Below are 14,082 nucleotides of genomic sequence, written 5' to 3'. Positions count from 1 at the left end.
AATGAGTGAGATAGAATTAAAAGACAATGCTGATCAACCCATCTTGGATGTGCCAGCAATAAAAATACACACAGATCACCACAGCGCGCCGCAAGGATATAAACGTTGGTTATTTTCAACTAATCACAAAGATATCGGCACATTATATCTATGGTTTAGTTTAACGATGTTCTTTATTGGTGGCGCAATGGCGATGATCATTCGCGCAGAATTATTCCAACCCGGCCTGCAATTAATTGAACCTAACTTCTTCAATCAAATGACCACATCACATGGACTAATTATGGTGTTTGGTGCGGTGATGCCAGCCTTTGTAGGGTTGGCCAACTGGATGTTACCCTTGATGATTGGCGCGCCAGATATGGCGCTACCACGGATGAATAACTGGAGTTTTTGGATCTTGCCCTTTGCATTCTCTTTATTACTCTTATCATTATTCACCGAAGGCGGTGGTCCTAACTTTGGTTGGACCTTCTACCCTCCACTATCCACTCAATACAGCCCTGACAGTACCGCCATGTTTGTATTTTCCATTCACTTGATGGGGATAAGTTCGATCATGGGGGCAATCAATGTCATCGTCACTATTTTCAATATGCGCGCACCGGGCATGACATTAATGAAAATGCCGATGTTCGTGTGGACTTGGTTGATAACCGCCTTTTTATTAATCGCGGTTATGCCCGTGCTTGCTGGTGCGGTGACCATGATCCTGACTGATAAATATTTCGGCACCAGTTTTTTTGATGCCGCAGGTGGGGGGGACCCGGTATTATTCCAACATATATTTTGGTTCTTTGGTCACCCCGAAGTCTATATTATGATCTTGCCATCATTCGGCATCATTTCTGCCATCATTCCAACGTTTGCCCGTAAACCGTTATTCGGCTATCACTCCATGGTATACGCAACAGTTTCTATTGCTATCCTAAGTTTCACAGTATGGGCTCACCATATGTTTACCGTTGGTTTACCGCTGGCCGCTGAACTGTTCTTTATGTATTGCACCATGCTCATCTCCGTGCCAACGGGGGTGAAAATATTTAACTGGATAGCAACCCTGTGGCGAGGATCGATTACCTTTGAAGTACCTATGCTATTTTCACTGGCATTTATCGTGCTATTTACCATCGGTGGTTTTTCGGGGTTGATGCTTGCCATTACCCCAGCTGATTTTCAATACCATGATACTTACTTTGTTGTGGCTCACTTTCATTATGTACTGGTGACAGGCGCTGTATTCTCTATTATGGCCGCCGCTTATTACTGGTTACCAAAATGGACCGGGTTCATGTTCAATGAGAAACTTGGTCAGTGGCATTTTTGGTGTTCACTTATCTCCGTCAATCTGTTGTTTTTCCCGATGCATTTCTTAGGGCTTGCAGGCATGCCACGCCGTATTCCCGACTATGCTCTACAGTTTGCCGATATTAACAAGATAGTCAGTATTGGTGGTTTCTTGTTTGGCCTTTCTCAACTGATTTTTGTTGCGGTCGTAATCATGGCGGTTCGCGGCGGTAAAAAAGCCCCGGCCAAACCATGGGAAGGTGCAGAAGGATTAGAATGGACCGTGCCATCCCCTGCCCCTTATCACACTTTTGATACACCACCGGAGGTAAAATAATGACCACACCAAAAATAAAAAAACATCTACGCCTGCTCATTTTCAGTGCCGTAGGTATGTTCGGATTCGGTTTTGCGCTCGTGCCTTTATATGATGTATTTTGTGATATTACTGGGCTCAATGGTAAAGATTATAGCCGCGCAACCACAATACCAGTACATATTGACGAATCGAGGACGGTTAAAGTCGAATTTATTACTTATTTAAATAAAAAACTGCCTTGGCAATTCACGCCTGAAATTAGGAGTATTAATCTACATCCAGGCGAACGTTATCAAGTTAATTTCGTGGCGATTAATCAAAGCGACCAAGATACATTTGGTCGCGCCGTGCCCTCAATCACCCCAGGTTATGCCGCTCAATATTTGGTGAAAACAGAATGTTTTTGCTTTCAAGAGCAGATGTTAGCGGCAAACGAAGAAGCGATGATGCCACTTATCTTTTATATCGACCCTAACATTCCAGCCGATATATCAACGTTAACCCTCGCCTATACACTGTTTAAAAATGAGCAAACAAGAGTCGCGATGCGCTAGGAGTCCAGTAATGCCAGATAATAATGAATATGCCAAAGCCCCAAAACACTACTATGTCCCAGCCAACAGTGTTTGGCCTTTCGCTGGCGCTATCGCGCTCTTTATCATCGCCATAGGGGCGGCAACGACCGTGCAACAGGTGGATAACGACGGGAGTAACAACGGCATTCCGATTTTATTCGCCGGCATCGGCATATTACTGTTTATACTCATCAGTTGGTTTCGGAATATAATCACCGAGTCGATGAATGGGCTATACAATAAGCAACTTGATCGTTCCTTTAGAATGGGTATGTTGTGGTTTATTTTTTCGGAAGTGATGTTTTTTGTGGCACTATTCGGGGTATTATTTTACCTGCGTAATTTATCCATTCCTTGGTTGGGTGGTGAAGGCAATAATGCCATGACCCATGCGGTAATTTGGTCTGATTTCATTCCTCAGTGGCCATTAACCATCACCCCAGATGGACGAGAAACACAAGCGATGCCTTGGTATGGTTTGCCGCTAATCAACACCATTATTCTGATTAGTTCATCAGTCACCTTACATTTCGCCCATCACAATCTGATAGCAACACAGCGTACAAGGTTAGTTATCTGGTTATCCATTACCGTGGCCTTGGGGGTTACCTTCTTATTTTTTCAAGCTGAAGAGTATATTCATGCTTATCATGTATTGTCATTAAAATTTGATTCTGGTGTCTATGGCAACACTTTTTATTTACTCACCGGCTTCCATGGTATGCACGTAACACTCGGGGTCATCATGCTCACCGTCATGCTGTTTCGTATCATCAATGGACATTTTACGCCGGGTAAACATTTTGCGTTTGAGGCTGCAACTTGGTATTGGCATTTTGTTGATGTGGTATGGATCATTTTGTTTATCGCTGTCTACATTGTTTAGTGACAACGCCACTAACGACTTTGCGCTGACTATAAAATATGAGATGATTTCGAAGCCAAACAAGCTAAAATTAACTATATACCCAAGCTACTTCAAGATGCACAATCAGCAAACAGAAAGGAGAGGATGTTCAAGGCATGAAGTCGAGGATTTAGTTATTCTAAATCAAGACTTCATAACGCCGAAGATACCTTCATTCGGTTTGCCCTACGGGAGGCAAGCAGAAATAACAGCACAGCGTTGCAATATTTAATAATGGAATAACCATTATCTACATATTGCGCCTTACTCTGATATCCCTGCTCGTCTCTGATATAGCATCTTGAAGTAGCTTGGGTATAAGCTTACTTGGTATCGTCTTTTCTCATCAATTGCTACTCGCTCTTTGACTTCACCAACATTAATCTTTAGAATCTGCGGAAATTAGCGATGGAGAAATCAAATGGAAACTTTAACGATCACCCGCCCAGATGACTGGCACCTGCACCTTCGAGATGGTGATGTTTTAAAACATACTGTTGCTGACATTAGCCGTTACATGGGTCGCGCTATCATTATGCCGAACCTTGTACCGCCAGTAACAAATGCTCAGATCGCCCAAGACTATCGTCAACGTATCTTAGCTAACGTACCAGCGAACTCTTCATTTAGTCCATTAATGACTATCTATCTTACCGATCAAACCACTGCTGAAGATATCCGCGTAGCAAAAGCAACCGGTATTGTTTATGCGGCCAAGCTTTATCCAGCTGGCGCAACGACAAATTCATCATCCGGTGTCACATCCATTAAGAATGTTTATCCTGCGCTACAAGCATTACAAGATGCGGGTATGCCTTTACTGTTACACGGTGAAGTAACAGATGCCGATATCGATATTTTTGATCGTGAGAAAGTTTATTTAGATACGGTATTAACATCCGTTATTGCTGATTTCCCAGATTTAAAGATTGTGCTTGAACACATCACCACTGCGGACGCGGTTGAGTTTGTGAATAATGCCAGTGACAATGTCGCAGCAACAATCACAGCGCATCATTTATTATTCAACCGTAACCACATGTTAGTGGGCGGCATCAAGCCACACTACTACTGTTTACCAATCTTGAAGCGTAATACCCATCAAGCGGCACTTATTAAAGCGGCAACGAGTGGTAGCAACAAGTTTTTCCTTGGTACAGACTCTGCGCCACATGCTGATGATAAAAAAGAATCTGCTTGTGGTTGTGCTGGCGCTTATACCTCTCATGCTGCAATAGAGCTATATGCTGAAGTATTTGAGCAACAGAATGCCCTTGATAAATTAGAAGCATTTGCCAGCTTCAATGGCCCTGATTTTTATAACTTACCACGCAATGCTGACACGATCACATTAGAAAGAACTGCATGGCAAGTACCGACAACGCTACCTTTTGGTGACGCGAAAATGGTACCAATCAGAACGGGCGAAACTATCGCTTGGCAAGTGAAATAAACCACGATTAAGTTAGCCTTGATCTCGCGTTAATCATCGCAATGCTGCTTGCACTTCTATCCCAGCGGTCTTCGCTGGGATAATCTTCTGTAAGCCGTTAATTAATTTTGATTTTCTACTGTTTTCCTACCGCTTTATAAAAACATCTCTATCCTTAAGTGTATGCTCAAAATGAGCGTTTATAACACTAGCCAAGCCGTTATTTTTTAAGGTTAAATATGCAAACTTTATTTAGCTCGATACGATGCTATAAACTCTCCACACGCTTAATCAGCTTTGCTCTGTTTAGCCTGCTCGCGATTACGGTTTGTCTAAAATTAGGGTTATGGCAACTCTCCCGCGCACAAGAAAAACAAATCCTATTAGATATCGACCAACCGACGCTCACATCACTCATTCAAATAACCGCGAGCAGTTTGCATCGAAAGGTATCTTTATATGGTTATTTTGATAATGAAGCGCCGATATTATTAGATAATCAAACTTACAAGAAACAGTTTGGCTATCATTTATACCTTCCTTTTCACAGCGATAAACACACTATTCTTGTTAACCTTGGTTGGTTAGCGGGTCCAGCGACACGCTCATCGTTACCTGATATTCCGCACTTCACAGGGCATTATCAGTTAAACGGTACTTTAAGTGCCCAGCAAGGTTCACCCTTGCTTCTCGGTGAGAATATCGCCCCCGCAACACAAGGACCTTTGGTTATACAGCGTACTGATATACCTCAACTACGAACCACGCTAAACATGCCACTCAATCCACTACTATTACAACTAAATCCAGATTCTCACATCGGTTTTAGCAAAACCTGGACGATAACGGTAATGCCACCCGCTAAACATACGGCGTATGCAGTCCAATGGTTTGCTTTAGCATTTGCGTTAAGCCTATCGAGTGGCTACTGGTTAAAAAAATATCAAACACCATCTAAACCCATGCAAGATAAGGATTAGTCATGCAGAAAAAGCCATTATTCATCATCCTAGGTTTATTTATAGCACCTATTTTAATCGCTAAATTAGTGCTCGTTAATGACTGGTATCAAGGAGCCAAAACCAATACTGGAGAACTATTATCCCCACCGCTAACAATGTCACAGCCACCTCAAGCATGGTTACTGCTCTATAATCCTGGTGAACAATGCACCCAACAATGCCAACAGAGTTTATGGCAAATGCAGCAGGTACATACGTTACTGGCCGTGGAAGGCAAAAGAGTACAGCGCTATCTCACTAAATACCCAGAAACCGTCATCCACCCAGAACCTTTATCTCGCGATCACGTTGAAATATCAACCCTAGCAAGATTGCAATTAAGCGCAGTAAACCAACAGCAATTATCCACAGATACGCTATATTTAGTTGATCCATTAGGAAATATTTTCATGCACTATCAATATCCAACCGATAGAGCCGCTGCAATAAAGGTATCCGCAGGGTTATTAAAGGATTTAAAGCGCTTACTTAAAATATCTAAAATAGGGTAAGCATTGCAATAAACAAGGATTGTCTATGTCGAAACTGCTCAACCTGACAATAGCGCTGGCCTTTTTAGTGATTGCACTCGGGGCTTATACGCGCTTAACCGATGCCGGACTTGGTTGCCCTGACTGGCCCGGTTGTTATGGCTTTAATACGGTTCCAACTAACGCACAAGACATTGCGTCAGCCCAACAAGCTTATCCAGACCAGCCTTTACACGCGGAAAAAGCATGGAATGAAATGATACATCGCTATATAGCAGGACTATTAGGTACGTTAATTTTACTAATTTTCATTATCTGTGGCAAACGCAAACAACACGTTAAATTAGCAACTTTGTTAATTTTATTAGTTTTATTTCAAGCTGCGTTAGGGATGTGGACAGTAACAATGAACTTAAAACCCATTATCGTGATGGGCCACCTGCTTGGTGGGTTTAGTATTTTAGCCTTGCTGGTATTATTGCGATTACGACTATCTAAAACCACCATGGCAGCAACCCTGTTATCCACCCCTTTAAATGATGTCGGCCATAATATATTACCCATACATAGGCAACGATTAGCCCGCGTTCAATTATATTGTTGCATTGCCCTGCCAATAGTCATTATTCAAATTGCACTCGGCGGTTGGACAAGTTCAAATTACGCCGCCATAGTCTGTACTGCATTTCCTATTTGTAACGGCGACTGGTTAAGCCGTTTTAATCTCAATGATGTATTTAGTCTCAGTCCAGTAGCTGAAACTTATCAGTATGGTGTGCGAGATACGGTTGCCAGAATCAATATCCATGTCACTCATCGAATCTGGGCAGGTGTGACGAGCATTTACTTGTTGCTCACCGCTTATCAATTACTCAAACATCAACCCGAAAGAAAGATACGGTTAACTGCCCAAGCCTTGCTTGTCATTCTTTGCTTACAGGTCAGCTTAGGCATCGCTAACGTTATGTTCCAACTGCCACTGGGTATCGCAGTAGCACACAACCTGGTTGCGGCGATCTTACTTATAACCTTAGTCACCCTACTTTGGTTCAACCAACAGCAACTGCAAGAGGTGTTATGAATACGCAATCCATTATATTAACGCTTACACCCAACTGGCGTGCTTACTATCAATTAACCAAACCTAAAGTCGTAGCATTATTACTGCTCACGGCATTAGTCGGTATGGTCCTTGCGCTACCCACCTTACCCTCGCTCAGTTTATTAGTACCGGCATTAGTTGGTATTGGCCTGTTATCTGCAGCCGCCGCAGCCTACAACCATATTCTCGACCAGCGTATTGACGCCATCATGACCCGAACCCACCAGCGGCCATTAGTACAACATACCATTAGCACACCAAAAGCATTATTCTTTGCCACGAGCATGGCAATAATTGGTATGGTGACACTTTTTGTATTTGTAAATGCGTTAACCGCTTGGTTAACCTTTGCCAGTCTGATTGGCTATGCGGTGATTTACACCATGTACTTGAAACGTGCAACACCACAAAACATTGCCATCGGTGGACTCGCGGGGGCAACACCGCCACTGCTTGGGTGGACGGCAATGACTGGTGAGGTGACAGGCCAAGCTTTACTGCTGGTGATGATTATTTTCATCTGGACACCACCACATTTTTGGGCGCTGGCGATCCATAAAGAAAAAGAATATGCCAAGGCTAAGATCCCAATGCTACCTGTGACCCATGGTGCTGAGTATACTAAAACCCTCATACTGCTTTATACGCTATTGCTATTACCTGTCACTTGGTTACCTTGGTTGACTCAACTCAGTGGGTTACTCTATTTTGCAGGTTCCACTATCCTGAGCCTGAGCTTTATTTATTACGCTTATCGCTTAAAATTCAAGCCCACACGAAAAGCAGCGTTTCAAACGTTTAAATTTTCAATCATACATTTAATGGTGCTGTTTATATTATTGTTAGTGGACCATTGGCTTATTCATTACTAATAAAAACTGATTATCCTACCTAAAGCATTAATTATTAAAGGTAATAATAGCGTGTTAAATGCACGCGTTTATTACCTTTATACATAAAAATATCCCCACTAGTCAAAAAAATGAAGCTTTACACTGCACTTTTGCAATGTAATGAATTGTTATATGGGATCCACCTCTAAATAACAGCGTTAACTACTACATTGACAGTTGTTTTTTGGAATTAAATCGCTATCATAGCGACATAAAAGTTGAGGGATTAAAAAAAAGTTTAGCCCCCCATTATTCTGCCTGACCAGAGACGGTTAGCGCGCTAATTAATTATTTAAGCTTATATAACTTAAGCATCTGCTGAGGAATTACTATGATCAGTGTATTCGATATCTACAAAATTGGTATTGGTCCATCTAGTTCTCATACTGTTGGTCCAATGAAAGCTGCCAAACAATTTATCGACGATCTACGAGCGACAGGGAAGATCCGCGAAGTCACTCAAATCACAGTGGATGTGCATGGTTCATTATCATTGACTGGTAAAGGTCACCACACTGATATTGCTATCTTAATGGGTTTAGCAGGTAACTTACCTGACACTGTTGATATTGATGCAATCCCAGAGTTCATTCACCGTGTTGAAACAACACGTCGTTTACCAATCGGTCTACATTGTCATACTGTTGATTTTCCCGCTTCAGCGATGAACTTTATTGATGAGCCGCTTCCACTACATGAAAACGGTTTGAAAATTCATGCTTACATCGATGGTGAAGTAATATTTACAAAAACTTACTACTCTACCGGTGGTGGTTTCATCGTTGACGAAGAAAACTTCGGTTTAACCCAAGGTGATACTGCAGATGTTAAATATCCATTTACCAACGCCGCTGAATTAGTCGTACACTGTAACGAAAATGCATTATCTATCAGTGCATTAATGTTAGAAAATGAACGTTCTTTCCGCAGTGAAAATGAAATATATCAATCGTTTTCTAACATTTGGACAGCAATGACTGAATCTATCGAACGCGGTTGTAAAACAGAAGGTTTACTTGCTGGTCCATTACGTGTGCCTCGTCGTGCTGCCGCGCTTAAACGTCAGCTAGAAGCCACCGAAGGTTTTAACTCAGATCCAATGATTATCATTGATTGGGTTAACATGTTTGCACTTGCAGTGAGTGAAGAAAACGCAGCCGGTGGTCGAGTAGTAACGGCACCAACTAACGGCGCCGCCGGTATCATTCCAGCAGTATTAGCTTATTACAATAAGTTTATTCGTCCGCTAACGCGTGAAGAACAGACTAAATTTTACCTTGCTTCGGGTGCTGTCGGTATCCTATACAAAACGAATGCATCTATCTCGGGCGCAGAAGTAGGTTGTCAAGGTGAAGTGGGCGTATCATGCTCAATGGCAGCGGCCGGTCTTGCTGAATTAATGGGTGCGAGTCCTGCACAAGTTTGTATCGCGGCTGAAATCGGCATGGAGCATAACCTAGGTCTAACTTGTGATCCTGTCGGTGGTCAAGTTCAAGTACCTTGTATTGAACGTAACGCGATTGCCGCAGTAAAAGCAATCAATGCTTCACGTATGGCTATGCGTCGTACGAGCGAGCCTTGTGTATCGTTAGATAAAGTTATCGAAACGATGTACGAAACGGGTAAAGATATGAATGCTAAATATCGTGAAACGTCACTGGGTGGTTTAGCAATTAAAGTACTTAATGTCGGCGATATCAAAAAAGCCCACACCTGCACTTAATCTGACTCAAGCTTAAATAAACATACATCATTTAGGTGCAGATCGAAAAAAGCCAGAATGTGCTCGTCACTATTCTGGCTTTTTTATCCGTAAAATCCGCACTTATTACCCAATAACAGGTGTTACCCCTCCTTCACCCCTTTGATTACTGATTTGTCTAAATACTCACTCTACCCGACATAGGGTTCCTACTATTGCGAAACGATATCACGCCCAAACCATGTAGCTGCAATGCAAATTTTTGATATAGCAACCGACTACCAAGGTGCAGAAAGACAATCAGAGCAGGCTGAAAATATCCTCGGCTAAACACAAAGAATTAGTCGAGTGAATACAATCTCGTTACCTTGTTGGTAGCGGGATCTCTTTAAACATCTCATCAATCTCTTCTGCTGTTTTTAGCATAATTGCTTTATCAACAACATCTCGCGTTAAATGAGGGGCAAAGCGTTCCATAAAATCATACATGTAAGTGCGTAAGAAGGTGCCCTTACGGAAACCAATTTTAGTCGTACTCGATGTAAATAAATGACTTGCATCAATGCGCACTAAATCATCATCAGTTTCATCGTCAAATGCCATGGTGGCTAAAACACCGACACCAATACCTAATTTCACGTAGGTTTTGATCACGTCGGCATCCGTTGCGGTAAACACAATTTTAGGCTTTAATCCGGCTGCATCAAACGCACAATCTAATTCTGAACGGCCAGTAAAACCAAATACGTAGGTAACAAGCGAATATTTGGCGATATCTTCAACCGTGATCTTACCCACTTTCGTTAATGGGTGACCCGGTTTTACGATAATAGAACGATTCCAGTGATAACAAGGCAACATCACCAAGTCACTGTATAAATGCAATGCTTCAGTCGCAATCGCAAAATCAGCTGTACCCTTAGAAACCGAATCACTGATCTGTGCCGGCGTACCTTGGTGCATGTTTAATGACACATCAGGATAACGTTCAATAAAACCTTTAATCACTTTCGGCAGTGCATAGCGCGCTTGAGTATGCGTTGTCGAAATATTTAACGTGCCTTTAGAAGGATGAGTGTGCTGACTCGCTACCGCTTTAATACTTTCAACCTTGCCTAGAATATCAGCAGCAATACGAATAATGTCTTTACCAGCTGGCGTCACTTTAGTGAGATGTTTACCACTACGTTCAAAGATCTGCACACCGAGTTCATCTTCTAACATACGCACTTGCTTACTGATGCCTGGTTGCGAAGTATAAAGACTTTCTGCTGTCGCTGACACGTTCAAATTGTGATTGAGGACTTCGACTATGTATCTAAATTGCTGTAACTTCATTCGTGATGTGCTCTATATTCCAAATAATTAATTGTATTCTAACAAAACAATAGCAGAATACTGTTATTTATTGTTAATAAGATATCCTAGGGAACATTACTTTTATGCCGACCAAAGATATGATGACACCTTTAGACGATAACATTAAACCAAGCAAAGACACAGTTGATTACGCATTGATCCTAACATCTGCAGTACATGATATGAAAAATTCATTGTGCCTGTTATTACAATCAATTGAATCGATGTCTGCAGATATTAACCCTGCGCAAGATGACCTGAAACACGGCGCTAAACTCGCGGATTTACACTATGAAGTATTACGCCTTAACAGCGGCTTAATCCAAGTACTTTCCTTGTACCGCAATGACAACAAGCAGCTACCATTAAATATTGCTGAATGTTTTATTGCTGATTATTTCACTGAATTTTGCATCAAAAATCAGCTATACAGCGACAGTAACAACATAGAGATTAACATTAACATTAACATCGACCTGGCTTGGTACTGCGATCACAATTTAATTAGCTACTTATTATCCGACGTGTTCATCAATGCCCTCCGTTATAGCCAAGGCAAGATCCTCGTTACAGCGGAAATCGTTAATGAGCAGCTGGTAATAGAGATTGCCGACAATGGTGAAGGCTACCCAGATAGCATGTTACAAGCTCAGCACAACTCAATGGCTGAGTTAAGCAGTAAGCAGGGACGCACTGGATTAGGTTTATATTTTGCTCGATTAATTGCTAACGCACATGTAATTAAAGGGCAAACAGGACATATATCGCTAAGTAATGGGGGGGAACTTGGTGGTGGTATCTTCACCTTAATACTACCTTAAGTAAGGTATTTATAGTAATATCTTAATACCGCAGCAAAATTAGGTTTATTATACAATGAAGCTCACTCTTATGATTATCGCGATTGCTGTTCTACTGTTTTTGATGATCGGTTATAACATCATCTTACAGTACAAGCGTAAAGCTGAAACAGAAAAGCGTCTGATAATCATAAAGCATAGGAAAATCATTGAAGATGCTGAAGAATTACTAATAAATGCAACATCATTACCTTACAGTAAAGTACTCACGCTAGTCTTACACAGTCGCATGCGTGACTCTCTCACCGCTATATTACAACTGGATCCAAGCCTGCCGCAAGTACGTCAGCGCTTAACCAACGTAAAATCCCAAATGGCACAATTAAAAGAAATGCCGGCACAGATAGAAGATAACATGTTCCGTTCTCCGAACTCCGATCGAGAGGCGATTGTATTACTGCAACAAATCAAAAAAATTCGGGCTGTGTTACGTGTAGAGCATGCCAAAAGTAAAGTAAATACCCAAACCTTTGTGATTGAAGATCGTAAACTTGAACTGATGCAACTGAACGTCAACATTGATAATTTATTGAAACGCGCTTACGAAGCGCGTGCAACGCGTCAATTTGGCTCTTGTAAACAATTGCTACGTAAAGGCATTGATACATTAAATAATATTAATGATAAAAACGAATCCCTCATCACCAAACAACAAAATCTAGTCTCTTTACTTAATGAGGTGAATGAGCAACTTACCCAAGCTTCATCAGATGACTTAAAAGATCGCCAAGAAAAAGAAAACGAAAAAAATGAATTAGACCTGCTGTTTCAACCAAAACAGAAATGGTAACAAACCACGCTGTGACGACTTGATAATCTAAAAAATCACATATTCTAATCACATAATGGTCAAGCTATGATACAAACTAGCTGTTCACAGTATCACAATAGGCACGGCGCTCTAATGAGCCAAATTCCGCAGCCAAATCTAAACCCAGTAACTCCCTTCTCAACATATCTAATGCAACATATAACGCAACAGTTCTGATCCCTTGACGATCCCGACGCGGAATAAATAACAACTGGCTAACCGTATGTGTATGACTCGCTAATGCAAATGCCACAGTCCCAACAGGCTTATCATCACTCCCGCCCCCCGGACCGGCAATACCTGACACTGCAATACCAAAGTCAACGCCTGCATTCCGCATTGCACCTTGTGCCATCTCGGCAGCAACTGCTATCGATACTGCACCATACTTGTCTATCGTCGCTTTATTCACACTGACTAAACGACATTTAGATTCATTACTGTACGTCACGTGACTAGAATCAAGGTAACCGGAACTCCCAGCAACCGCGATCAATTCGCTGGCAATCAAGCCACCTGTGCAAGATTCCGCAAGGGATAAGGTATGGCCTTTTTCTAACATTAAGTGTTGTAAATACTGAGCAAAGGAACCATCGCCTTCAAATAGTATAAACTCACCTAACTCAGCAAGTACTTGTAACCTCGCTTTCTGTAAATCGGCGACATGTGTCGATAATAACTTGACCTCCACTGTCGGAAAATCAACGCGAAAACCTAAGGTGATAGTATCAGGTAAATTTAACGCGCAGAGCTGTTCATTCAACACAGATTCCGAGATACCAAAGGTTTTAATCTTGATTAAAGTAGGTATTGTTACTGGCGTAAAACGTTGTTGAATATCGGGTAGTATTTGCTCGGTAACCATGTGTTTAAATTCACTTGGTACCCCAGGGGTAAAGTAAAAACGCGCGCGATTAAATTGGAAACTAAACCCACAGGCAGTGCCTACCGGGTTATCAACAACTTCGCTACCTTGTGGCAACCAAGCTTGTTTTTCATCACTCACAGACAAAGTACGATTAGATTTGGCATATTTAGTAACTAAATGATCATACCATTTTTGCGATAGGCTTAATGGCACCCCCATCGCTTTCGCCGCTGCTTCAGCACTTAAATCATCCGATGTTGGTCCTAACCCACCATTCATGATCACTACGTCAGCACGATGGCTGGTTTCAGTAATGATGTCGATAAGCGAGTCTAAATCATCCGCCACCGTATGGCGCCGGGTGAATTGACGACCTTGATGGAAAAAGTGTTGTGATATCCATGCCGCATTGGTATCGACAATTTGCCCTGATAGTACCTCATCACCCGTACTGATAAATTCAATTCGCATTAAC

The 14,082-nt window shown here is 41.9% G+C and carries 13 protein-coding genes; 11 read left to right on the top strand and 2 right to left on the bottom strand.

The window, feature by feature from the left end:
* Position 1 precedes the first annotated feature (1 nt).
* From ctaD to MORIYA_RS19290, 9 genes are all read left to right on the top strand, one after another.
* Positions 2-1,624: a cytochrome c oxidase subunit I gene (gene ctaD / locus MORIYA_RS19335; protein WP_162629298.1), complete on the top strand. Its 1,623-nt coding sequence runs from the start codon at positions 2-4 to the stop codon at positions 1,622-1,624.
* Positions 1,624-2,160 carry a cytochrome c oxidase assembly protein gene (locus MORIYA_RS19330; protein WP_112717880.1) on the top strand — a complete coding sequence of 179 codons (537 nt, stop codon included), beginning with the start codon at positions 1,624-1,626 and terminating at the stop codon, positions 2,158-2,160. The genes ctaD and MORIYA_RS19330 overlap by 1 nt, the downstream gene beginning before the upstream one ends.
* A gap of 10 nt (positions 2,161-2,170) precedes the next feature.
* Entirely contained in the window at positions 2,171-3,067 is an 897-nt protein-coding gene (locus MORIYA_RS19325) for a cytochrome c oxidase subunit 3 (RefSeq protein ID WP_112717878.1), read from the top strand.
* A 442-nt stretch (positions 3,068-3,509) separates the two neighbouring features.
* Entirely contained in the window at positions 3,510-4,541 is a 1,032-nt protein-coding gene (gene pyrC / locus MORIYA_RS19315) for a dihydroorotase (protein WP_112717874.1), read from the top strand.
* Between the two features lie 218 nt (positions 4,542-4,759).
* Positions 4,760-5,500, top strand: coding sequence for an SURF1 family protein (locus tag MORIYA_RS19310; RefSeq protein WP_112717872.1), 741 nt, complete (start codon positions 4,760-4,762; stop codon positions 5,498-5,500).
* A gap of 2 nt (positions 5,501-5,502) precedes the next feature.
* A complete protein-coding gene (locus tag MORIYA_RS19305; protein WP_112717870.1) occupies positions 5,503-6,033 on the top strand; it encodes a hypothetical protein in 531 nt (176 codons plus the stop codon).
* Between the two features lie 25 nt (positions 6,034-6,058).
* The gene (locus MORIYA_RS19300) at positions 6,059-7,093 is read left to right on the top strand and encodes a COX15/CtaA family protein (RefSeq protein WP_112717868.1); all 1,035 of its coding nucleotides are present in this window, start codon (positions 6,059-6,061) and stop codon (positions 7,091-7,093) included.
* Positions 7,090-7,986: a heme o synthase gene (gene cyoE / locus MORIYA_RS19295; protein ID WP_112717866.1), complete on the top strand. Its 897-nt coding sequence runs from the start codon at positions 7,090-7,092 to the stop codon at positions 7,984-7,986. Before MORIYA_RS19300 ends, cyoE begins: the two co-directional genes overlap by 4 nt.
* 352 nt (positions 7,987-8,338) lie before the next feature.
* Positions 8,339-9,730 carry an L-serine ammonia-lyase gene (locus MORIYA_RS19290; protein WP_112717864.1) on the top strand — a complete coding sequence of 464 codons (1,392 nt, stop codon included), beginning with the start codon at positions 8,339-8,341 and terminating at the stop codon, positions 9,728-9,730.
* Between the two features lie 342 nt (positions 9,731-10,072).
* Here MORIYA_RS19290 and cysB read toward each other — a convergent pair whose 3' ends face one another.
* Positions 10,073-11,047: an HTH-type transcriptional regulator CysB gene (gene cysB / locus MORIYA_RS19285; protein ID WP_112717862.1), complete on the bottom strand. Its 975-nt coding sequence runs from the start codon at positions 11,045-11,047 to the stop codon at positions 10,073-10,075.
* 104 nt (positions 11,048-11,151) lie between these two features.
* Between cysB and MORIYA_RS19280 the strand changes: the two genes are divergently transcribed.
* Both MORIYA_RS19280 and MORIYA_RS19275 read left to right on the top strand, forming a co-directional pair.
* Entirely contained in the window at positions 11,152-11,889 is a 738-nt protein-coding gene (locus MORIYA_RS19280; RefSeq protein ID WP_174216946.1) for a sensor histidine kinase, read from the top strand.
* Between the two features lie 55 nt (positions 11,890-11,944).
* A complete protein-coding gene (locus MORIYA_RS19275; protein WP_112717860.1) occupies positions 11,945-12,718 on the top strand; it encodes a DNA repair protein in 774 nt (257 codons plus the stop codon).
* 76 nt (positions 12,719-12,794) lie between these two features.
* On the opposite strand, the gene MORIYA_RS19270 is transcribed toward MORIYA_RS19275, so the two are convergent.
* Positions 12,795-14,078, bottom strand: coding sequence for a CinA family nicotinamide mononucleotide deamidase-related protein (locus tag MORIYA_RS19270; RefSeq protein WP_112717858.1), 1,284 nt, complete (start codon positions 14,076-14,078; stop codon positions 12,795-12,797).
* Between the last annotated feature and the right edge of the window lie 4 nt (positions 14,079-14,082).

It is taken from the genome of Moritella yayanosii (genome assembly GCF_900465055.1).
GTDB lineage: Bacteria > Pseudomonadota > Gammaproteobacteria > Enterobacterales > Moritellaceae > Moritella > Moritella yayanosii.
This window is presented reverse-complemented; position numbering and strand designations above follow the sequence as displayed.

Bases quoted from the DNA above. Each gene is read 5' to 3' on its own strand.
- MORIYA_RS19305 (WP_112717870.1), top strand. From the start codon at position 5,503: ATGCAGAAAAAGCCATTATTCATCATCCTAGGTTTATTTATAGCACCT.
- MORIYA_RS19310 (WP_112717872.1), top strand. From the start codon at position 4,760: ATGCAAACTTTATTTAGCTCGATACGATGCTATAAACTCTCCACACGC.
- MORIYA_RS19325 (WP_112717878.1), top strand. From the start codon at position 2,171: ATGCCAGATAATAATGAATATGCCAAAGCCCCAAAACACTACTATGTC.
- pyrC (WP_112717874.1), top strand. From the start codon at position 3,510: ATGGAAACTTTAACGATCACCCGCCCAGATGACTGGCACCTGCACCTT.
- MORIYA_RS19280 (WP_174216946.1), top strand. From the start codon at position 11,152: ATGCCGACCAAAGATATGATGACACCTTTAGACGATAACATTAAACCA.
- ctaD (WP_162629298.1), top strand. From the start codon at position 2: ATGAGTGAGATAGAATTAAAAGACAATGCTGATCAACCCATCTTGGAT.
- MORIYA_RS19330 (WP_112717880.1), top strand. From the start codon at position 1,624: ATGACCACACCAAAAATAAAAAAACATCTACGCCTGCTCATTTTCAGT.
- cysB (WP_112717862.1), bottom strand. From the start codon at position 11,047: ATGAAGTTACAGCAATTTAGATACATAGTCGAAGTCCTCAATCACAAT.
- MORIYA_RS19275 (WP_112717860.1), top strand. From the start codon at position 11,945: ATGAAGCTCACTCTTATGATTATCGCGATTGCTGTTCTACTGTTTTTG.
- MORIYA_RS19290 (WP_112717864.1), top strand. From the start codon at position 8,339: ATGATCAGTGTATTCGATATCTACAAAATTGGTATTGGTCCATCTAGT.
- cyoE (WP_112717866.1), top strand. From the start codon at position 7,090: ATGAATACGCAATCCATTATATTAACGCTTACACCCAACTGGCGTGCT.
- MORIYA_RS19270 (WP_112717858.1), bottom strand. From the start codon at position 14,078: ATGCGAATTGAATTTATCAGTACGGGTGATGAGGTACTATCAGGGCAA.
- MORIYA_RS19300 (WP_112717868.1), top strand. From the start codon at position 6,059: ATGTCGAAACTGCTCAACCTGACAATAGCGCTGGCCTTTTTAGTGATT.